The organism is Streptomyces sp. NPDC004266 (assembly GCF_042874095.1).
Taxonomy (GTDB): domain Bacteria; phylum Actinomycetota; class Actinomycetes; order Streptomycetales; family Streptomycetaceae; genus Streptomyces.
The window spans coordinates 586,205-602,590 of sequence record NZ_JBIAMM010000003.1 but is presented as its reverse complement, the minus strand read 5'-3'; the positions used below and the strand labels follow the sequence as shown (position 1 = coordinate 602,590).

The 16,386-nt window shown below is 74.3% G+C and carries 17 protein-coding genes; 8 read left to right on the top strand and 9 right to left on the bottom strand.

The genetic code is table 11. The annotated features are described in order from the left end of the window. The first annotated feature begins 4 nt into the window (after window positions 1-4). From ACFYUZ_RS10875 to ACFYUZ_RS10865, 3 genes are all read left to right on the top strand, one after another. On the top strand, window positions 5-1,249 hold the full coding sequence (locus tag ACFYUZ_RS10875; RefSeq protein ID WP_389307647.1) for a GNAT family N-acetyltransferase: 1,245 nt from the start codon (window positions 5-7) through the stop codon (window positions 1,247-1,249). A 56-nt stretch (window positions 1,250-1,305) separates the two neighbouring features. Then, the gene (locus ACFYUZ_RS10870; RefSeq protein ID WP_389307646.1) at window positions 1,306-1,938 is read left to right on the top strand and encodes a TetR/AcrR family transcriptional regulator; all 633 of its coding nucleotides are present in this window, start codon (window positions 1,306-1,308) and stop codon (window positions 1,936-1,938) included. 62 nt (window positions 1,939-2,000) lie between these two features. Continuing rightward, window positions 2,001-3,992, top strand: a complete 1,992-nt coding sequence (locus ACFYUZ_RS10865; RefSeq protein WP_389307644.1) for a HelD family protein — start codon at window positions 2,001-2,003, stop codon at window positions 3,990-3,992. A gap of 69 nt (window positions 3,993-4,061) precedes the next feature. On the opposite strand, the gene ACFYUZ_RS10860 is transcribed toward ACFYUZ_RS10865, so the two are convergent. The 5 genes from ACFYUZ_RS10860 to ACFYUZ_RS10840 form a co-directional block, all read right to left on the bottom strand. Further along, window positions 4,062-5,501, bottom strand: coding sequence for an MFS transporter (locus ACFYUZ_RS10860; RefSeq protein ID WP_389307642.1), 1,440 nt, complete (start codon window positions 5,499-5,501; stop codon window positions 4,062-4,064). 87 nt (window positions 5,502-5,588) lie between these two features. Next, window positions 5,589-6,074: a MarR family winged helix-turn-helix transcriptional regulator gene (locus tag ACFYUZ_RS10855; RefSeq protein WP_389307641.1), complete on the bottom strand. Its 486-nt coding sequence runs from the start codon at window positions 6,072-6,074 to the stop codon at window positions 5,589-5,591. Window positions 6,075-6,194: 120 nt separating this feature from the next. Then, window positions 6,195-6,761 carry a DinB family protein gene (locus ACFYUZ_RS10850; protein WP_389307639.1) on the bottom strand — a complete coding sequence of 189 codons (567 nt, stop codon included), beginning with the start codon at window positions 6,759-6,761 and terminating at the stop codon, window positions 6,195-6,197. A gap of 290 nt (window positions 6,762-7,051) precedes the next feature. Next, on the bottom strand, window positions 7,052-7,468 hold the full coding sequence (locus ACFYUZ_RS10845; protein WP_389307637.1) for a VOC family protein: 417 nt from the start codon (window positions 7,466-7,468) through the stop codon (window positions 7,052-7,054). 10 nt (window positions 7,469-7,478) lie between these two features. Then, a complete protein-coding gene (locus ACFYUZ_RS10840) occupies window positions 7,479-7,949 on the bottom strand; it encodes a helix-turn-helix transcriptional regulator (RefSeq protein ID WP_389307635.1) in 471 nt (156 codons plus the stop codon). A 91-nt stretch (window positions 7,950-8,040) separates the two neighbouring features. On the opposite strand from ACFYUZ_RS10840, the gene ACFYUZ_RS10835 reads away from it, so the two are divergent. The 3 genes from ACFYUZ_RS10835 to ACFYUZ_RS10825 all read left to right on the top strand — a co-directional run bounded on the left by ACFYUZ_RS10835 (window position 8,041) and on the right by ACFYUZ_RS10825 (window position 9,493). Further along, window positions 8,041-8,430: a helix-turn-helix domain-containing protein gene (locus tag ACFYUZ_RS10835; protein WP_389307633.1), complete on the top strand. Its 390-nt coding sequence runs from the start codon at window positions 8,041-8,043 to the stop codon at window positions 8,428-8,430. A 37-nt stretch (window positions 8,431-8,467) separates the two neighbouring features. Then, window positions 8,468-9,055 carry a hypothetical protein gene (locus ACFYUZ_RS10830; RefSeq protein WP_389307631.1) on the top strand — a complete coding sequence of 196 codons (588 nt, stop codon included), beginning with the start codon at window positions 8,468-8,470 and terminating at the stop codon, window positions 9,053-9,055. A gap of 90 nt (window positions 9,056-9,145) precedes the next feature. Next, window positions 9,146-9,493, top strand: a complete 348-nt coding sequence (locus ACFYUZ_RS10825; protein ID WP_351180359.1) for a DUF2516 family protein — start codon at window positions 9,146-9,148, stop codon at window positions 9,491-9,493. Window positions 9,494-9,524: 31 nt separating this feature from the next. Here ACFYUZ_RS10825 and ACFYUZ_RS10820 read toward each other — a convergent pair whose 3' ends face one another. The 3 genes from ACFYUZ_RS10820 to ACFYUZ_RS10810 form a co-directional block, all read right to left on the bottom strand. Continuing rightward, a complete protein-coding gene (locus ACFYUZ_RS10820) occupies window positions 9,525-10,826 on the bottom strand; it encodes a PP2C family protein-serine/threonine phosphatase (protein ID WP_389307628.1) in 1,302 nt (433 codons plus the stop codon). A gap of 312 nt (window positions 10,827-11,138) precedes the next feature. Next, window positions 11,139-12,188 carry a C40 family peptidase gene (locus tag ACFYUZ_RS10815; protein WP_389307626.1) on the bottom strand — a complete coding sequence of 350 codons (1,050 nt, stop codon included), beginning with the start codon at window positions 12,186-12,188 and terminating at the stop codon, window positions 11,139-11,141. A gap of 228 nt (window positions 12,189-12,416) precedes the next feature. Further along, window positions 12,417-13,211: a class I SAM-dependent methyltransferase gene (locus ACFYUZ_RS10810; RefSeq protein WP_389307624.1), complete on the bottom strand. Its 795-nt coding sequence runs from the start codon at window positions 13,209-13,211 to the stop codon at window positions 12,417-12,419. Window positions 13,212-13,520: 309 nt separating this feature from the next. Between ACFYUZ_RS10810 and mshA the strand changes: the two genes are divergently transcribed. Both mshA and ACFYUZ_RS10800 read left to right on the top strand, forming a co-directional pair. Next, window positions 13,521-14,888: a D-inositol-3-phosphate glycosyltransferase gene (mshA, locus tag ACFYUZ_RS10805; RefSeq protein WP_389307622.1), complete on the top strand. Its 1,368-nt coding sequence runs from the start codon at window positions 13,521-13,523 to the stop codon at window positions 14,886-14,888. Then, complete coding sequence (locus tag ACFYUZ_RS10800) at window positions 14,881-15,375, top strand: YbjN domain-containing protein (protein WP_389307620.1); 495 nt, start codon at window positions 14,881-14,883, stop codon at window positions 15,373-15,375. The genes mshA and ACFYUZ_RS10800 overlap by 8 nt, the downstream gene beginning before the upstream one ends. On the opposite strand, the gene ACFYUZ_RS10795 is transcribed toward ACFYUZ_RS10800, so the two are convergent. Continuing rightward, window positions 15,344-16,291: an AraC family transcriptional regulator gene (locus tag ACFYUZ_RS10795; RefSeq protein ID WP_389307618.1), complete on the bottom strand. Its 948-nt coding sequence runs from the start codon at window positions 16,289-16,291 to the stop codon at window positions 15,344-15,346. The two genes, ACFYUZ_RS10800 and ACFYUZ_RS10795, sit on opposite strands and share 32 nt — an antisense overlap. Window positions 16,292-16,386: the final 95 nt, after the last annotated feature.

Here is a 16,386-nt window from a genome sequence, read left to right as displayed (position 1 = left end):
GGGGATGGGTGTCGACGTGCGCGCGGTGACGGAGTCCGAGTTCCACGACTGGCAGCGGGCGTTGCGCACCGGGTTCCTGAGGACCCCGGTCGTCTCCGACGAGGAGGTCGCGGACCGGCTGGCCCACGCGGATCTGGCGCGGACGCTCGGCGCCTTCGACGGGGACCGGATCGTCGCCACCTTCCGGTCCTTCCGCCAGGAGGTCAGCACGGTCGGCGGAGGCGGTCTGACCGCCGACGCGATCACCCAGGTGACGGTCTCGCCGACGCACCGCAGGCGCGGGCTGCTGAGCCGGATGATGGCCGCGGACCTCGCCGCCGCGAAGGAGCGGGGCGACGCGATCGCGACGCTGATCGCCGCCGAGTACCCGATCTACGGGAGGTTCGGTTTCGGTCCGGTGAGCTGGACCGCCGAGTGGAGCGTCGACGTGAACCGGGCCGGTCTCGACCCGCGCCGCTCGGGCCGTCCGGAGGACGGCGGCCGGATCGACCTGACGGACGGCGACGAGATCCGCCGGGTGGGCCCCGGGGTGCACCGCCGTCTGGCCGGCGTCCGCGCCGGGGTCACGAACCGCGACGAGCGGGGCTGGGAGCAGGGCACCGGGCTCGGCCACCAGAGCCACCCGTGGCGGGAGCCGTACTACGCGGTGTACCGGTCGGAGTCCGGCGAGGTAGAGGGGTACGCCGCGTACACCGCCGACGACAAGTGGGACGACGCGAAGCGTCCGCTGAACACGGCGACCGTGCGGGACCTGGTGGCCGTCACCCCGGCCGCCGAGCGCGCCCTGTGGCACTACCTCTGCTCGATCGACTGGATCGCCACGGTCCGCTCCGGCTACCGGGCGCCCGACGACCCGCTGCCGCTGCTGCTGCCCGACCCGCGCGCGGCCAGGATGCTGACGTACGTGGACATGCTGTGGGCCCGGGTCCTGGACGTGGTCCGGGTCCTGGAGGGCCGGACGTATCCGGTGGAGGAGAGCCTGGTCCTGGAGGTGCGGGACGCCGACGGGCTCGCCGGCGGGCGCTTCCGGCTCGACGCCTCACCGGTGGGCGCGGCCTGTGTCCGTACGACCGGGTCGGCCGATCTGGCCCTCGGCGTCGCGGAGGTGGGAACGCTCGCGTTCGGTGACGAGTCGGCGGTACGGCTGGCCCGGCTCGGGCGCGTGGAGGAGCTGACGCCCGGCGCGGCCGCCCGCGCCGACCTGCTGTTCCGCACCCCGCTGCGGCCCTTCTCGCCCGACCTCTTCTGAGACCCGGGCGGTGTCGGCGGGCGTCCTAGGATGGCGTCCTACGAAGGAGGCGCCTGGTGGCGGAGGACGGTGTGACCAGCCCGGCCGGTCTTCGCGAGCGGAAGAAGGCGCGGACCCGGCAGGCCCTGTCGGACGCGGCGATCGCGCTCTTCCTGGAGAAGGGTTTCGACGCGGTGTCCGTCGCGGAGGTGGCCGCCGCCGCAGAGGTCTCGAAGCCGACGCTCTTCCGGTACTTCCCCGCCAAGGAGGACCTGGTCCTGCACCGGTTCGCCGACCACGAGGACGAGTCCGCGCGCGTGGTGACGGGCGGGCGGGCGGACGGCAGGGCCCCGCTCGACGCGCTGTGCGAGCACCTGCTCGCGGGCCTTCAGCGGCGCGATCCGGTGACCGGGCTCTGTGACGTGCCGGCGGTCCTCGCGTACCACCGCCTCCTGTACGGGACGCCGGCCCTGCTCGCCGGGATCCACGCCTACCAGCAGCGTTCGGAGGAGGCCCTCGCGCGGGCGCTCGGCGGCGACCCCCTGACGGCGCGGCTCGCGGCCGGGCAGATCACGGCCGTGCTGCGGGTCCTGGCGAACGAGAACGTGGCACGCCTGACGGCCGGAGAGGCGCTCGACGCGGTGGCGCGGGACGCGACGGCCGCGGCGAGGGAGGCGTTCCGGTCGCTGCGGGAGGGGCTGCCGTACTGATCCCCCCTCCGTGACTCGGTAAAAAATGTAACCCGGTAACGTTTTCCGTTAGGCTTGACGGAATGACGTCACTGGACCTTGAGCTCGCCCGCGAACGCTCCCACCACGACGCCTGCCGCGCCGCCCTGATCCGCATGACCGAGGACGTGGCCGAGCAGGTCGTCACCGGCGAGGACGTCGCCGCCTCCGGCGCCGACGCCGAGGCGCTCGGCCACCACCTGCGCAGCCGCGCCAAGGAGATGGGCGAACAGCCGCCCGGGCCGCTGTTCTTCGGCCGCCTCGACCGCGAGGACGGCCAGATCCACCACATCGGCCGCCGCCGGATCGCCGAGCACCCGGCCGCCCCGCCGCTCGTCGTCGACTGGCGCGCGCCCGTCTCCCGCGCCTACTACCAGGCCGGCGCCCACGACCCGCAGGGCGTCCTGCGCCGACGCCGCTTCGGCTGGGCCCCGAACAGCCGGGGCGCGACCGAGGACCTGACCGCCCTGGAGGACGAACGCCTCGCGGACGGCGGGACGGGGACGGTCAGCGCCCTTCTCGCTGGCGAGATCGAGCGCCCCCGCGTCGGCCCCATGCGGGACATCGCCGCCACCATCCAGCCCGAACAGGACGACCTCGTGCGCTCCGAGCCGGCCGCCTCCCTGTGCGTGCAGGGCGCCCCCGGCACCGGCAAGACCGCCGTGGGCCTGCACCGGGCGGCGTACCTCCTCTACACGCACCCGCAGCGGATCCGCCGCTCCGGCCTCCTCGTCCTCGGCCCCCACCGGGCCTTCCTCTCGTACATCGCCGAGGTGCTGCCCTCGCTCGGCGAGACGGGGATCCGGCAGGCCACCCTCGACGAGGAGGTCGCCCGCCACCCCGTCCGGGCCGAGGACGACGAGGCGGCGGCCCGGGTCAAGCACGACGCCCGCATGGCGGAGCTGCTGCACCGCGCGCTGTACGGCAGGGTCGACCCGGCCCCGGCGGAGGACCTGACCGTCCCCGACGGCTCGTACCACTGGCGGCTCCCGGCGGCGGAGCTCGCCGCGATCGTCTCGGCGGTACGGGAGGAGGCGCCGCCCTACGCGACGGGCCGCGAACGGGTCCGGGCCCGTGTCGTCCGGGCCCTCCAGCTCCGGGCCGAGCGCCGCTCCGGGCCGATGGGCGCGGCCTGGGCGCGGCGGATCGAGCGGGCGCGGGCGGTGACGGCGTTCCTCGACGCCTGCTGGCCGAAGACCGTTCCGGAGGAGGTCCTCGCGGAGGTCCTGACGGACCCGGCGGACCCCGGCCTGACCGAGGCCGAGCTCGCCGCGATCCGCTGGGCGCGGCCGCCGCGCTCCTACCGCTCGGCGCGCTGGACCGCCGCCGACCTCGTCCTCCTCGACGAGCTCGCCGGCCTGATCGAACGCCCCGAGGGCTACGGGCACGTCGTCGTCGACGAGGCCCAGGACCTCTCGCCCATGCAGTGCCGGGCCATCGCCCGCCGCACCGAGTTCGGTTCGCTCACCGTCCTCGGGGACCTCGCCCAGGGCACCACCCCGTGGGCGGCCCGCGCCTGGGACGAGCAGCTGGCGCACCTGGGCAAGCCCGGGACGCCGGTCGTGCCGCTGACCCTCGGCTACCGGGTGCCGGCGGCGATCGTCGACCTCGCCAACCGGCTCCTGCCGAGGCTGGGCGCCGACGTGCCCGCCGGGCGTTCGGTCCGCCGGGACGGCGAGGTGACGGTCCACCGGACGGCGGACCTGGCCGCCGGGGCCCGCGAGGCCGTGCGGGCCGCGCTCGCGGCGGAGGGTTCGGTGGGGGTCGTCACGGCCGACCACCTCGTCGACGCGGTGGCGGAGGCGGTCCGCTCCTGCGGGGCGCCGGAACGGGTGACCGTGCTGCCCGCGACCGTCGTCAAGGGCCTGGAGTTCGACCACGTCGTGGTCGTCGAACCGGCCGCGATCGTGGCGGCCGAGGCGCGCGGGCCGAACCGGCTGTACGTGGTGCTCACCCGGGCGGTGTCGCGCCTCGCGCTGGTGCACGAGGCGGAGCTGCCGGAGTTCCTGGCACCGGCTCCCCGTACAGCGCGGTGAGTTCGGCGCCGGTGGCCCGTCGCCGGGGCGGCTGCGGGGAGAGCGGGACGGCGACGCGTCGGCCGGCTCTCATGCCGCCGTCGTCAACGGCTCGTCCTTCTGCCGGGTCCTCCCGGCGGCGGCCGGGCGCAGGACGGTGAGGGCGACGGCCAGGGCGACGAGGAGGAGGCCGGCGCCGGCGCCGAAGGCGAGGTGGTAGCCGCCCGTCAGCGCCTCGGGGCTCGGCCGGCCGGCGGCCGTGAGGGACTCGGTGCGGGCGGCGGCGAGGGTGGAGAGGACCGCGACGCCGAGGGCCATGCCGATCTGCTGGGTGGTGTTGAAGACGCCGGAGGCCAGACCGGCGTCCTCCTCCCGCGCGCCGGACATGGCGAGCGCGGTGAGGGCGGGGAGCGCGAGGCCGAAGCCGGCGGCGAGCAGCATGACGGGGAGCAGGTCGGCGGCGTACGAGGCGTGGACGGGGACGCGGGTCAGCAGGCCGAGGACGCCGACGAGCAGCACGAGGCCGGTGAGCAGGACGTTCCGCTCGCCGAAGCGGCCGATGAGGGGCGCGGAGACGCCGAGGGAGACGGCGCCGATGACGAGCGCGGCGGGCAGCATCGCGAAGCCGGTCTCGGCGGCCCCGTACCCGAGGACCTTCTGCAGGTAGAGGGCGACGAGGACCTGGAAGGAGAAGAGCGCGGCGACCATCAGCATCTGGACGGCGTTCGCGCCGGCGACGCTGCGGGAGCGGAGGATCCGCAGCGGCATGAGGGGGGTCGCGGCCTTCGCCTGGCGGAGCAGGAAACCGGCCAGGAGGACGAGGGCGAGGAGCCCGAAGCCGAGGGTGTGCGCCGAACCGGCCCCGTGCTCCTCGATCTTGACGACGGCGTAGATCCCGGCCATGAGGCCGGCGGTCACCAGCAGCGCGCCGATGACGTCGGCGCCGGCCCCGAGGCCCGGGGCGCGGTCGGCGGGGAGGGCGCGGAGGGCGACGAGGACGGTGGCGGCGCCGATGGGCAGGTTGATGAAGAAGATCCAGTTCCAGGCGAGGGCGTCGGTGAGGACGCCGCCGAGGACCTGGCCGAGGGAGGCGCCGGCGGCGCCGGTGAAGCTGAAGACGGCGATGGCGCGGGCGCGTTCGCGGGGCTCGGGGTGGAGGGTGACGAGGATGCCGAGGCCGACGGCGGAGGCCGTCGCGCTGCCGACGCCCTGGAGGAAGCGGGCGGCGATGAGGACGGCGGGGGAGGCGGCGACGCCGGCGAGGAGCGAGGCGGCGGTGAAGAGGCCGGTGCCCGCGAGGAACATCCGCTTGCGGCCGACGAGGTCGCCGAGCCGTCCGGCGAGGAGGAGGAGCGAGCCGAAGGCGATCAGGTAGGCGTTGACGACCCAGCTGAGGCCGACGGGGGTGAAGCCGAGGTCGCTCTGGATGGCGGGCATGGCGACGGTGACGATGCTGCCGTCGAGGACCGTCATCAGCATGCCGGTGGCGAGGACGCCGAGGGCGAGGCGGGGACTGGCGGGCGTGCGCATGGGGACTCTCCTGTCCGACGGAGCCGACAGGAGAGACGCTAGCAGATGGTTTTGTTGCAGACTATTTTTTACGGGAGGAGTTCGGGCTCATGCCCGCTGGCGGGCCCGGCGGGCGGGCCGGGGGCTCTCGACGGGCGCCTCCAGATGCCCGGCGGCCAGCCGGCCGAGGGCGCGCACCAGCACCTCGCGCTCGTCGTCGGGCAGCGAGGAGAGGGCGCCCTCGTGCACCCCGTCCACGATCTTCTGGCTCTCCCGCGCGACCCGCGCCCCCGCCTCGGTCACCGCGATGATCCGGGCCCGGCGGTCGGTGGTCGACGGCCTGCGCTCGGCGAGCCCGGCCTTCTCCAGGGCGTCCACGGTCACCACCATCGTGGTCTTGTCCATGTCCCCGATCTCGGCGAGCTGCGCCTGCGTCCGCTCCTCCTCCAGGGCGTGCACCAGCACGCAGTGCATCCGCGCGGTGAGCCCGATCTCCCCGAGCGCGGCCGCCATCCGCGTCCGCAGGACGTGGCTGGTGTGGTCGAGGAGGTAGGAGAGGTCGGGCTCGGTGCGGGCGGGGGCCATGGAAGTCATGTCCGCCAGCGTAACGAGAACCGATCCGTCACGGACGATCACGAAGCGGACGAGCGGGCGCCCGGGGTGGAGCGGGCGCCCGGGGTGGAGCGGGGGCCCGGGGTTGAGCTGGGTCCGGGATCACACGCCCCGCGTCCCGTCGATGCGTTCGCGCAGGAGGTCCGCGTGGCCGTTGTGGCGGGCGTACTCCTCGATCATGTGGATCAGGACCCAGCGCAGCGAGACCTCGCCCCGCCACTCGTCCTCGCCCGTGACGTCGAGGTGCGGGGCCTCCGCCGTGAAGCGGTCGGCGAAGTCCACCGCCGCCCGCCAGGCCTCCCAGGCCTCCGCGACGGCCGCCGGGCCGGCCGAGGCCTCGTCGAAGTCCCCGTCGGGGGAGGCCGGCGAGGAGAAGAGGGGGCGTGCGTCCTTCTGGCCGGCGAGGATCTCGCGGAACCAGTGGCGCTCCACGTCGGCCAGGTGCCGGACCAGGCCCAGGAGGGACAGGGTCGACGGCTCCACGGACCGGTGGGCCAACTCCTCCCCCAGGCCCGCGCACTTCAGCACCAGGGTCGCCCGCTGGTCCGCGAGGAACCCGGCGAGCATGGGCAGTTCGTCCCCGGTCGCGGGTCCGGTGAAGCGTCCCGGCCCCGGGGCCGCCGTCTCGTCGAGGACGTCCGCCCGTCGTCGCCGCTCGTCAACTGTCATGTTCTTCCTCCCCGTTGGACCTCGGTCCATGCTGGCACGGCTGCGCCCCGCCCGCGACGCGGATCGCGCGGTGCGGCGCCACCGTGGTCGCGGGCGACTCGCACGCCGAGCGGTACCTGCTGCACTCGACCCGGCCGGTCGGCGGGGAGCGCTGGTGGGCGTTCGCCACGAACGCCGACACCAGCGACCCGGGCACCCTGAAGGTCTTCGCGATCTGCGCGAAGGCGGTCGGCACCCCGGCCCTCACCGCGCCCGCACCGGCCGGTGGTCCGGCTGTCGGGCCGGAGGGGTCAGCCCTTGGGCCGGGCGAAGCGGATCATGTTGCCGGCCGGGTCGCGGAAGGCGCAGTCGCGGACGCCGTAGTGCTGGTCGACCGGCTCCTGGAGCACCTCGCCGCCGGCCGCCCGGACGCGCTCGAAGGTGGCGTCGACGTCGTCGGTGGAGAAGATCACGCCGCGCAGCAGGCCCTTGGCGAGCAGGTCCGTGACCGCCCGGCGGTCGGCCTCCGAGGCGCCCGGATCGGGGAGCGGGGTCTCGAGGACGACCGCCACGTCCGGCTGCGCGGGCGAGCCGAGGGTCACCCAGCGCATCCCCTCGTAGCCGACGTCGTTGCGGACCTCCAGGCCGAGGGCGTCGCGGTAGAAGACGAGCGCCTCGTCGGCGTCGTCGACGGTGATGAAGCACTGCGAGAGCTTGATGTCGTTCATGCCGTCGACGCTACGGCGAGGCGCTCGGACCCGCTTCTCCGTTCCTGACCGGTTCGGCGCCGCGCGCGGGTCCGCCGTTCTTCACCGGCCGGGTGAGCACCTTGGCGACGCACGCGGGGATCGCGGCGTCCTCCTCGTGGCTCCGCGTGTCGTGGCTCCGCGCGCGGTACGCGCTCGGCGTCTCGCCGACCAGTTCGGTGAAGCGCGAGCTGAACGACCCGAGCGAGGTGCAGCCGACCTCGAAGCAGACCTCGGTCACGCTCAGGTCCCCCCGTCGCAGCAGTGCCTTCGCCCGCTCGACGCGGCGGGTCATGAGGTAGCTGTACGGCGTCTCGCCGAAGGCGGCGCGGAAGCTGCGGGCGAAGTGCCCCGTGGACATCAGGGCGACCCTGGCCAGGGCCGGGACGTCCAGTGGCGACGCGTAGTCGCGGTCCATCGTGTCCCGCGCGCGGCGCAGTCGTTTCAGGTCGTCAAGATCCACGCCTCCAGCATGGCACGGCCCGCCCCGCCCCGGCCGCGACTTTTGCAAGCGGCTGCTTGCAAAAGTTAGCAACGGCTGGCATGGTCGGGGCATGGCATCGCTCAACGTCGGCAATCTCGGCGAGTACCTCCGCGAGCAGCGGCGGACCGCGCAGCTCTCCCTGCGACAGCTCGCCGACGCCGCCGGGGTGTCGAATCCGTACCTCAGCCAGATCGAGCGCGGGCTGCGCAAGCCCAGCGCCGAGGTCCTGCAGCAGGTCGCGAAGGCGCTGCGGATCTCCGCCGAGACGCTCTACGTACGGGCCGGGATCCTCGACGAGAAGGAGCGGGAGGAGCTGGAGACGCGCGCCGTCATCCTGGCCGATCCCTCGATCAACGAGCGGCAGAAGCAGGTGCTGCTCCAGATCTACGACTCCTTCCGCAAGGAGAACGCCGCCGACGCCGCCGCGGCCGACGAGGACGCCGTGCCGCCTTCGAGCTAGTACGCCCCAGTACGTCACATCCGGGAGGACCACCAGCATGGCCATCATCGACGAACTGCGTACCCCCCTCTACTTCGCCGCCGGCACCGCCGACCTCGCCGTGCGGCAGGCCCGGAAGGTTCCCGGCCTGATCGAGCAGCTCGCCGCCGAGGCGCCCGCGCGCATCGACGCCGTACGGAAGACGGACCCGAAGGTCGTGCAGGAGAAGGTGACCGCGCAGGCCAAGGAGGCCCAGGCCACCGTGCAGTCGAAGTTCGCCGAGGTCGTCGGCGGCCTCGACACCGACCTCAAGAAGCTCGGCGAGACCGCCCAGGACCTGGCCCTGCGCGGGGTCGGCGTCGCCGCCGAGTACGCGGTCAAGGCCCGCGAGAAGTACGAGGAGGTCGCCGCGCACGGCGAGGAGGCCGTCCGGGCCTGGCGCGGCGAGGTCGCCGAGGAGATCACCGAGATCGCCGTCGTCGTCGAGCCGGAGCCCGCGCGGAAGCCGGAGCAGGAGGCCGGGGCCGCGGCGGAGTCCGAGGCCAAGGCCGACGAGGGCGCCGAGGCCGGGAAGGCGCCCGCGCGGAAGACCACCGCCCGCAGGACCTCCGCCAAGAAGGCGGCCGTCGCCGCCGAGACGGAGTAGGGCGGGCACCAATGGGGGTACCCGGTGCGTTGTACCGGGTACCTTGACCGCGAGGCGCTCTCTCTCCATCCCCACTAGGCGGTGCTCAGCATGTTGCGCGCGGGATTCGACTCCCTTCTCTCCCTGGTGATCTTCCTGGTCTTCACCGGCTTCGCCGTCGCCGCGCTCGTCTTCGCCGCCATGGCGCGCGAGGACGCCTACCGGGCCGCCGACAAGCAGACCAAGAAGTTCTGGCTGATCATCCTGGGCATCAACCTCGCCCTGAACCTGCTGCTGCCGATGCTGTTCCTGCAGATCGCGGGGCTGATCGCCGCCATCGTCTTCATGGTGGACGTGCGCCCCGCGCTCGCGCAGGTCTCCGGCGGAGGCCGTGGCGGCCGCCGTGGCGGCGGCTCCAGCAGCGACGGACCGTACGGCCCCTACAACGGCGGCCGGTAGAGCGGTACGACGGACAGGACCCGGGTGGTGCTCACCCCCGGGTCCTGTCCCTTTCCAGGGCCAGGACGGCGACGTCGTCCGTCAGCTCGCCGCCGTTCAGGGACCGGACCTCCGTCACGGCCGCCTCCAGGAGCTCCTCGCCCCGCAGGCCCGAGGCCAGCTGGCGGTTGATCATCTCGACCATCCCGTCCTGGCCGAGCCGCGGGGAGCCGGGGCCCGCCGAGCGCCCCTCGATGAGCCCGTCCGTGTACATGAGCAGGCTCCACGCCCCGCCCAGCTCGACCTGGCGGCGCGGCCAGCGGGCGCGCGGCAGCAGCCCGAGGGCCGGGCCGCCGTCCTCGTACGGGAGGAGGCGCGCGGCCCGCCCCTGCCGGGCGATCAGCGGCGAGGGGTGGCCGGCCAGGCAGAGTCCGGCCCGGCGCCCGTCGGGCGCGATGTCGACGGTGCAGAGGGTCGCGAAGATCTCGTCGCTCTCCCGCTCGTGCTCCAGGACCTGCTGCATCGTCGAGAGCAGCTCGTCCCCGCAGAGGCCCGCGAAGGTCAGGGCCCGCCAGGCGATCCGCAGCTCGACGCCGAGCGCGGCCTCGTCGGGGCCGTGCCCGCAGACGTCGCCGATCATGGCGTGGACGGTGCCGTCGGGGGTGCGGACGGTGTCGTAGAAGTCGCCGCCGAGCAGGGCGCGGGAGCGGCCGGGCCGGTAGCGGGAGGCGAACCGCAGGTCGGAGCCCTCCAGGAGCGGGGTCGGCAGCAGGCCGCGCTCCAGCCGGGCGTTCTCCTGGGCGCGCAGCCGGGACTCGGCGAGCTTCACCTGGACGGCGTCGGCCCGCTTGCGTTCGACGGCGTAGCGGATGGCCCGGCTGAGCAGCCGCCCGTCGAGCTCCTCGCGGAAGAGGTGGTCCTGGGCTCCGACGCGTACCGCCTCGGCCGCCAGCTCGGCGTCCGCGGAGGCCGCGAGCGCGAGGACGGCGTGGCGCGGGGCGAGGCGCAGGATGTGGCGCAGCGGGGCGAGCGGGTCGTCGCCGGCGGCGGCCCGGGGGCCGGGCAGGGAGAGGTCGACGAGGACGCAGTGGACGTCGTCGGTGAGGAGCCGCTCGGCCTCGGTGAGGTTCCGGGCGGTACGGATGCGGACCCGGGTGCCGGCGGCGTCGGCCGCGTCGAGCAGTTCGGGCACGGCAAGGGCACCCGCCGGGTCGTCCTCGACGACCAGGAGGGTGAGATCGGTGCGGTCGGTGCCTGTGACTGTGCCTGTCATGGGAGTGGCGTCCATTGGGGTGGCGTCGCCGGGTCCCGCAGCGGCAGAGACGTTTCTCTGACGCGGTACGGATACGGGCATCGGTCCGGGTTTCCTTCCCTCCCCCGAGGGTGCGCAGGGCGCCGGGTGGCGTCCCGCCCGTCCCGGACCATAGCGGTAGGGCGGTGCGCAGCGGAATGGTGATCAGCCTGTGAGAGGGCGTGCCGTGCTTGGCATATGCCGCGGAAGGGGAGGTACTTGCCCCCGTACGGTGCCGGACGGGGCCCCGGTCCCATGAGAAACGTCACGCCCCGGACGTGGTGCCCGTCACGCCCCGGACGTGGCTCCCGTCACGCCCGTCGGGCCGCCAAGGTGGCTCGTGTCACGCGGGAGCGGGTCACGACGGGCGGGCGCTCACGAGGGGCGGACCACTCCCAGGATCTCCATCGAGCCCGCGCCCGCGAGGGTCACGTTCCGCCCCGGGCGCGGCGCGTGCACGATCATCCCGTTCCCGACGTACATCCCGATGTGGCTCGCGTCCTTGAAGTAGACGATCAGGTCGCCGGGCCGCATGTCCTTGACGTCCACGTGCGGGAGGAGCCGCCACTGCTCCTGCGAGGTGCGCGGGATGCCCAGGCCGGCCTCGCCCCAGGCGCGCTGGGTCAGCCCGGAGCAGTCGTACGAGCGCGGCCCCTCGGCGCCCCAGACGTACGGCTTGCCGATCTGGGCCGTCGCGAACTCGACCGCCTTCCTGCCCTCCAGGGTCGCGTCCTCCCGCAGGCCCTTGAGGACGCCGGTGCCGAGCCAGGTCGTCTGGGCCCTGTTCTGGGCCTGCTCCTCCAGGAGCCGCAGCCGCTCGCGCTCCTCGGCGGCGAGCTCGGACTCCAGCTTCTCGGCGGCGGCGATCCTGTCGTTGATCTCCTTCTTCGCCTTCGCCTGCCGGACGCGGTTGGCCTCCAGCTTGGTCCAGTTGACGCTGGCGTCCTTGGCGTAGGTGTCCAACTCGGCCTGGGCGCGGGTCATCTCGCCCAGGAGGTCGTGGGTGGCCTTCGCGCCGGCCTTGAGCCGTCCGGTGGCGTCGAGGAAGAGCTGGGGGTCGTTCGTGAGGACGAGCTGCGCGCCCTCCGGGAGCCCGCCGTTGCGGTACTGGGCGCGGGCGGCGGCGCCGGCCCTGGCCTTGAGGTCCTCGATCTTCTCCCGGCCGTCCACGATCATCCGGGCGAGCCGGACGATCTCGGCGGACTGCTCCTCCGTCTTCTCCTCGGCGAGGTTGTACGCGTCGGTGGCGACGGCGGCCTTCCGGTACAGGTCGTCGATCTCCGCGCGCACCTCCTCCAGGCTCTTCTTCGGAGGGGGAGGCGGGAGCGGCGCGGCGGAGGCCTGGAGGGTCAGTGCGGGAGAGGCCAGCACGGTCAGGGCGCAGATCACGGTGATCGCGGCAGTGGCGTGGCGGCGTCGGTTCACGAGCTCCCCCTCGAGTGACCCAAATCTGATTTACCGTCAGTAACTTGATGGTGACCTGGCGATAGTGCCATGCGAAACCGGAAAGCGACAGGGGAAACCGGGGCCTGCCGGGCCCATCCCCCTCACGGGGGACGAGTGAGGTGCGTGTGGCGTTCCCTCCGTACGGGAAATTCAGCGGGAGTTGGGAGAAGCGGGGAAAACCCGGAGGGCGCTCCCGCGGACGCGCCGTCACCCGCGTGGCGCCAGCGCCTCCCAGCGCACCGTCACCTCGCCCTGCCGCCAGCGGCGCGGGCCGTCCGTCAGCGGCCAGTCCGCCGCGAGGTCGCGGACGGAGCGGATCCACCGCTGCCGCGCGCCCAGCGAGGCGTACGGGGCGGCCGCCGCCCACGCCCGGTCGAAGTCCCGCAGGAAGGCGTGCACCGGCTCGCCCGGCACGTTCCGGTGGATCAGCGCCTTCGGCAGCCGCTCCGCGAGGTCCGAGGGCCGGTCGAGCGAGCCGAGCCGGGTCGCGAAGGTCACCGTGCGCGGCCCGTCCGCGTCGAGCGCCACCCACACGTGCCGGCGGCCGATCTCGTCGCAGGTCCCCTCCACGAGCAGCCCGCCGGGCGCCAGCCGCCCGCAGAGCCTCGCCCAGACGGCCGCGACCTGCTCCTCGTCGTACTGGCGCAGCACGTTCGCCGCCCGGATCAGGGCGACCGGGCCGGGCACCGGCACCTCGAAGCCGCCGTGCAGGAAGGAGAGGCCCTCCCGCTCGTACGGCTTCGCGGCCTCGACCCTGGCCGGCTCGATCTCGATGCCGTAGAGGCGGGTGCGGGGCTCGACGGTGCGCAGCCGGGCCAGGAGCTCCACGGCGGTCCAGGGGGCGGCCCCGTATCCGAGGTCCACGGCGAGCGGCGGCTCGGGGAAGCGGCGCAGGGCGGGGCCGTGGACGGCGGCGATCCAGCGGTCCATGCGGCGCAGCCGGTTCGGGTTGGTGGTCCCGCGGGTCGGGGTGCCGACGGGGCGGGTGGTGCGCGGGGCCATGCCATGAGCGTAAGGGGTGCGGGGAAGGGGCCGGCCCCGGACGTGAGGGCGCCTGCTCCCTCCCGCCCGGAGCGCTCCCTCCCGCCCGGAGCGAGGGGGCCCGCTTCCCCTCCGTCCGGCCCGGAGGGCCCGCCCCGGACGGTGGCCCCGGCAACGAATTGGCAAAGCACCCCTTCTGCCGGAAATGAAAGGGACCATTCCGGTGTTGTCGCGGCTGGAGGACGTACCGCGTCCTCCACCTGCCATGCCCGCCCAGCTCAGCTCAGCCCCGGGGCCCGTGAGCGGCCCCCGAGCGGAAGGACCGCCGACGTGAGCCAGTACGTGTCCCGGTTCGCCGGTACCCGGCACCGGCACCCGGCGCCGACCAGGCTCCGGCTCCCCGGCCGGCACCGCACCCCCCGGCGCGTGGCCATGCTCAGCGTCCACACTTCGCCGCTGCACCAGCCCGGCACGGGGGACGCGGGCGGCATGAACGTCTACATCGTCGAGCTGGCGAAACGACTCGCCGCCATCGACATCGAGGTGGAGATCTTCACCCGGGCCACCACCGGCGGCCTCCCGCCGGTCGTCGAGCTGACGCCGGGCGTGCTCGTCCGGCACGTGGACGCCGGCCCGTACGAGGGCCTGGCCAAGGAGGAGCTGCCGGCGCAGCTCTGCGCCTTCACCCACGGCGTGATGCAGGCGTGGGCGGGCCACCGCCCCGGCCACTACGACCTCGTCCACTCCCACTACTGGCTCTCCGGCCACGTCGGCTGGCTCGCCGCCGAGCGCTGGGGCGTCCCGCTCGTCCACGCCATGCACACCATGGCGAAGGTCAAGAACGCCGCGCTCGCCGAGGGCGACACGCCCGAGCCCGCGGCCCGGGTGATCGGCGAGACGCAGATCGTCTCCGCCGCGGACCGGCTGATCGCCAACACCGCGGAGGAGGCCGACGAGCTCGCCCGCTTCTACGAGGCCGACCCCGGCAAGATCGCCGTCGTGCACCCGGGCGTCAACCTCGACCACTTCCGCCCCGCCGACGGACGCGCCGCGGCCCGCGCCCGGCTCGGGCTGCCGCAGGACGCGTTCATCCCCGTCTTCGCCGGCCGGATACAGCCGCTGAAGGCCCCGGACATCCTGCTGCGCGCCGCCGCCCGGCTCCTGGAGCAGGACCCCTCCCTCCGCTCCCGGATGGTCGTCCCGGTGGTCGGCGGCCCCAGCGGCAGCGGCCTGGCCAAGCCGGAGCAGCTGCAGAAGCTGGCCGCCAGGCTCGGCATCTCGGACGTCGTGCGCTTCCACCCGCCGGTGGGGCAGGACCGGCTGGCCGACTGGTTCCGCGCGGCGAGCGTCCTCGTCATGCCCTCGTACAGCGAGTCCTTCGGCCTGGTCGCGATCGAGGCGCAGGCGGCCGGCACCCCGGTCGTCGCGGCGGCGGTCGGCGGCCTGCCCGTGGCCGTACGGGACGACGTGACCGGCTTCCTCGTGCAGGGGCACGACCCGGCGGACTACGCCAGGGCGCTCGGCCGGTTCGTGGCGGACCCGTCGCTGTCGGCCCGGATGGGGGAGGCGGCGGCGCTGCACGCCGGCTCCTTCGGCTGGGACACGGCGGCCTCGGGCACGGCGGACGTGTACACGGCCGCCATGCACGACCACCGGCTGCGCGAGAACCGCCGTCGCGTACGCTCGCACCATGGCTGAGGACGTTCGGCGGATCATCGAGGACACGTTCAACGACGCGGAGCTGGACTGGGAGTCCCCGGAGCCCGGCTCGTACGTCGTGAAGCTCCCGGGCACGCGCAAGCTGTTCACCACCCTGTCGCTCCGCGTGGGCCGCCACTCCCTCTCCCTGAACGCCTTCGTCATCCGGCACCCCGACGAGAACGAGGCGGGCGTCCACCGCTGGCTCCTGGAGCGCAACCTCAGGCTGTACGGGGTGAGTTACGCGGTCGACGGCCTCGGCGACGTCTACCTCGCCGGCAAGCTCCCGCTCTCCGCCGTCACGCCGGAGGAGCTGGACCGGCTGCTCGGCTCGGTCCTGGAGGCGGCGGACGGCGACTTCAACACGCTCCTGGAACTGGGCTTCGCGTCGGCGATCCGCCGGGAGTACGAGTGGCGCGTCTCCCGCGGCGAGTCGACCCGCAACCTCGACGCGTTCAAGAACCTGACGCAGAAGCCCGCGAGCTGACGCCCGGTCCCGTCCGGTACCGCCCCGGCGCCACGCCGAACTCGCGGCGGAAGGCGTGGGACAGGGCGTACGGCGAGCCGTAGCCCACCCGGCGGGCGACGGCGGCCAGCGGGTCCCCGGTGTCCCGGAGCAGCGCGGCGGCCCGGGTCAGCCGCCACCAGGCGAGGTACGCCATCGGGGGCCGGCCCACCAGGGCGGTGAAGCGGCGGGCCAGGGTGGGCCGGGAGACGCCCGCCTCGGCCGCGAGACGGCCGACCGTCCACGGCGCGGCCGGGTCTGCGTGCAGTGCGCGCAGCGCGGCGGCGGCCACCCGGTCGCCCAGGACCGCCGGCCACGCCCCGGCCGTGCTCTCGGCCATCCAGGCCCGGACCATGTAGACGAACAGCAGGTCGAGCAGGCTGGGGAGCGCGAGGGAGGCGCCGGGCCGCTGTTCCTCCAGTTCGCCCGCCAGGAGGGCGAGGGCGGCCCCGAGTCCGGCGTCGCCGTCGGGCCGGGCCGGCAGGTGCACGAGCGGCGGGAGCTCCGCGAGCAGGGGGTGCGCACGGCTGCGGTCGAGCCGGTACTTGCCGCACAGCATCTCGACCTCGTGCCCGCCGTCGGTCGTCCGGGGCGGGCGCGGAAGGCCTCCGTCGGCCCACCGCTCGAAGGGCACCGCCCGGGCGGCCGTCGCCGCGTCGGCGGGCGCGTCGGCGATGACGTGGCCGGTGCCGTGCGGCAGTAGCACCGCGTCGCCCGCGCCGAGCACGACCGGTTCGCCGCCGTCGGGCAGCAGCCAGCAGCCGCCCCTGAGGACGACGTGGAAGCCGGCCCCTTCGTACGGATCGAACCGCGCGCACCAGCGCCCGGTGACCCGCACCCGTTCGGAGGACGGCCGTCCGACGCGTACGGCCGCGATCGCGTCGCTCACCACGTCCATGGCCGGGAGCGTACCGCCGCTCCGGTCGGCGGAGGATGAGCTTTCCGCGCATCGGGAAGAGCGGAACGAGCATTGAGGGGCTCAGCCGCCCCTCC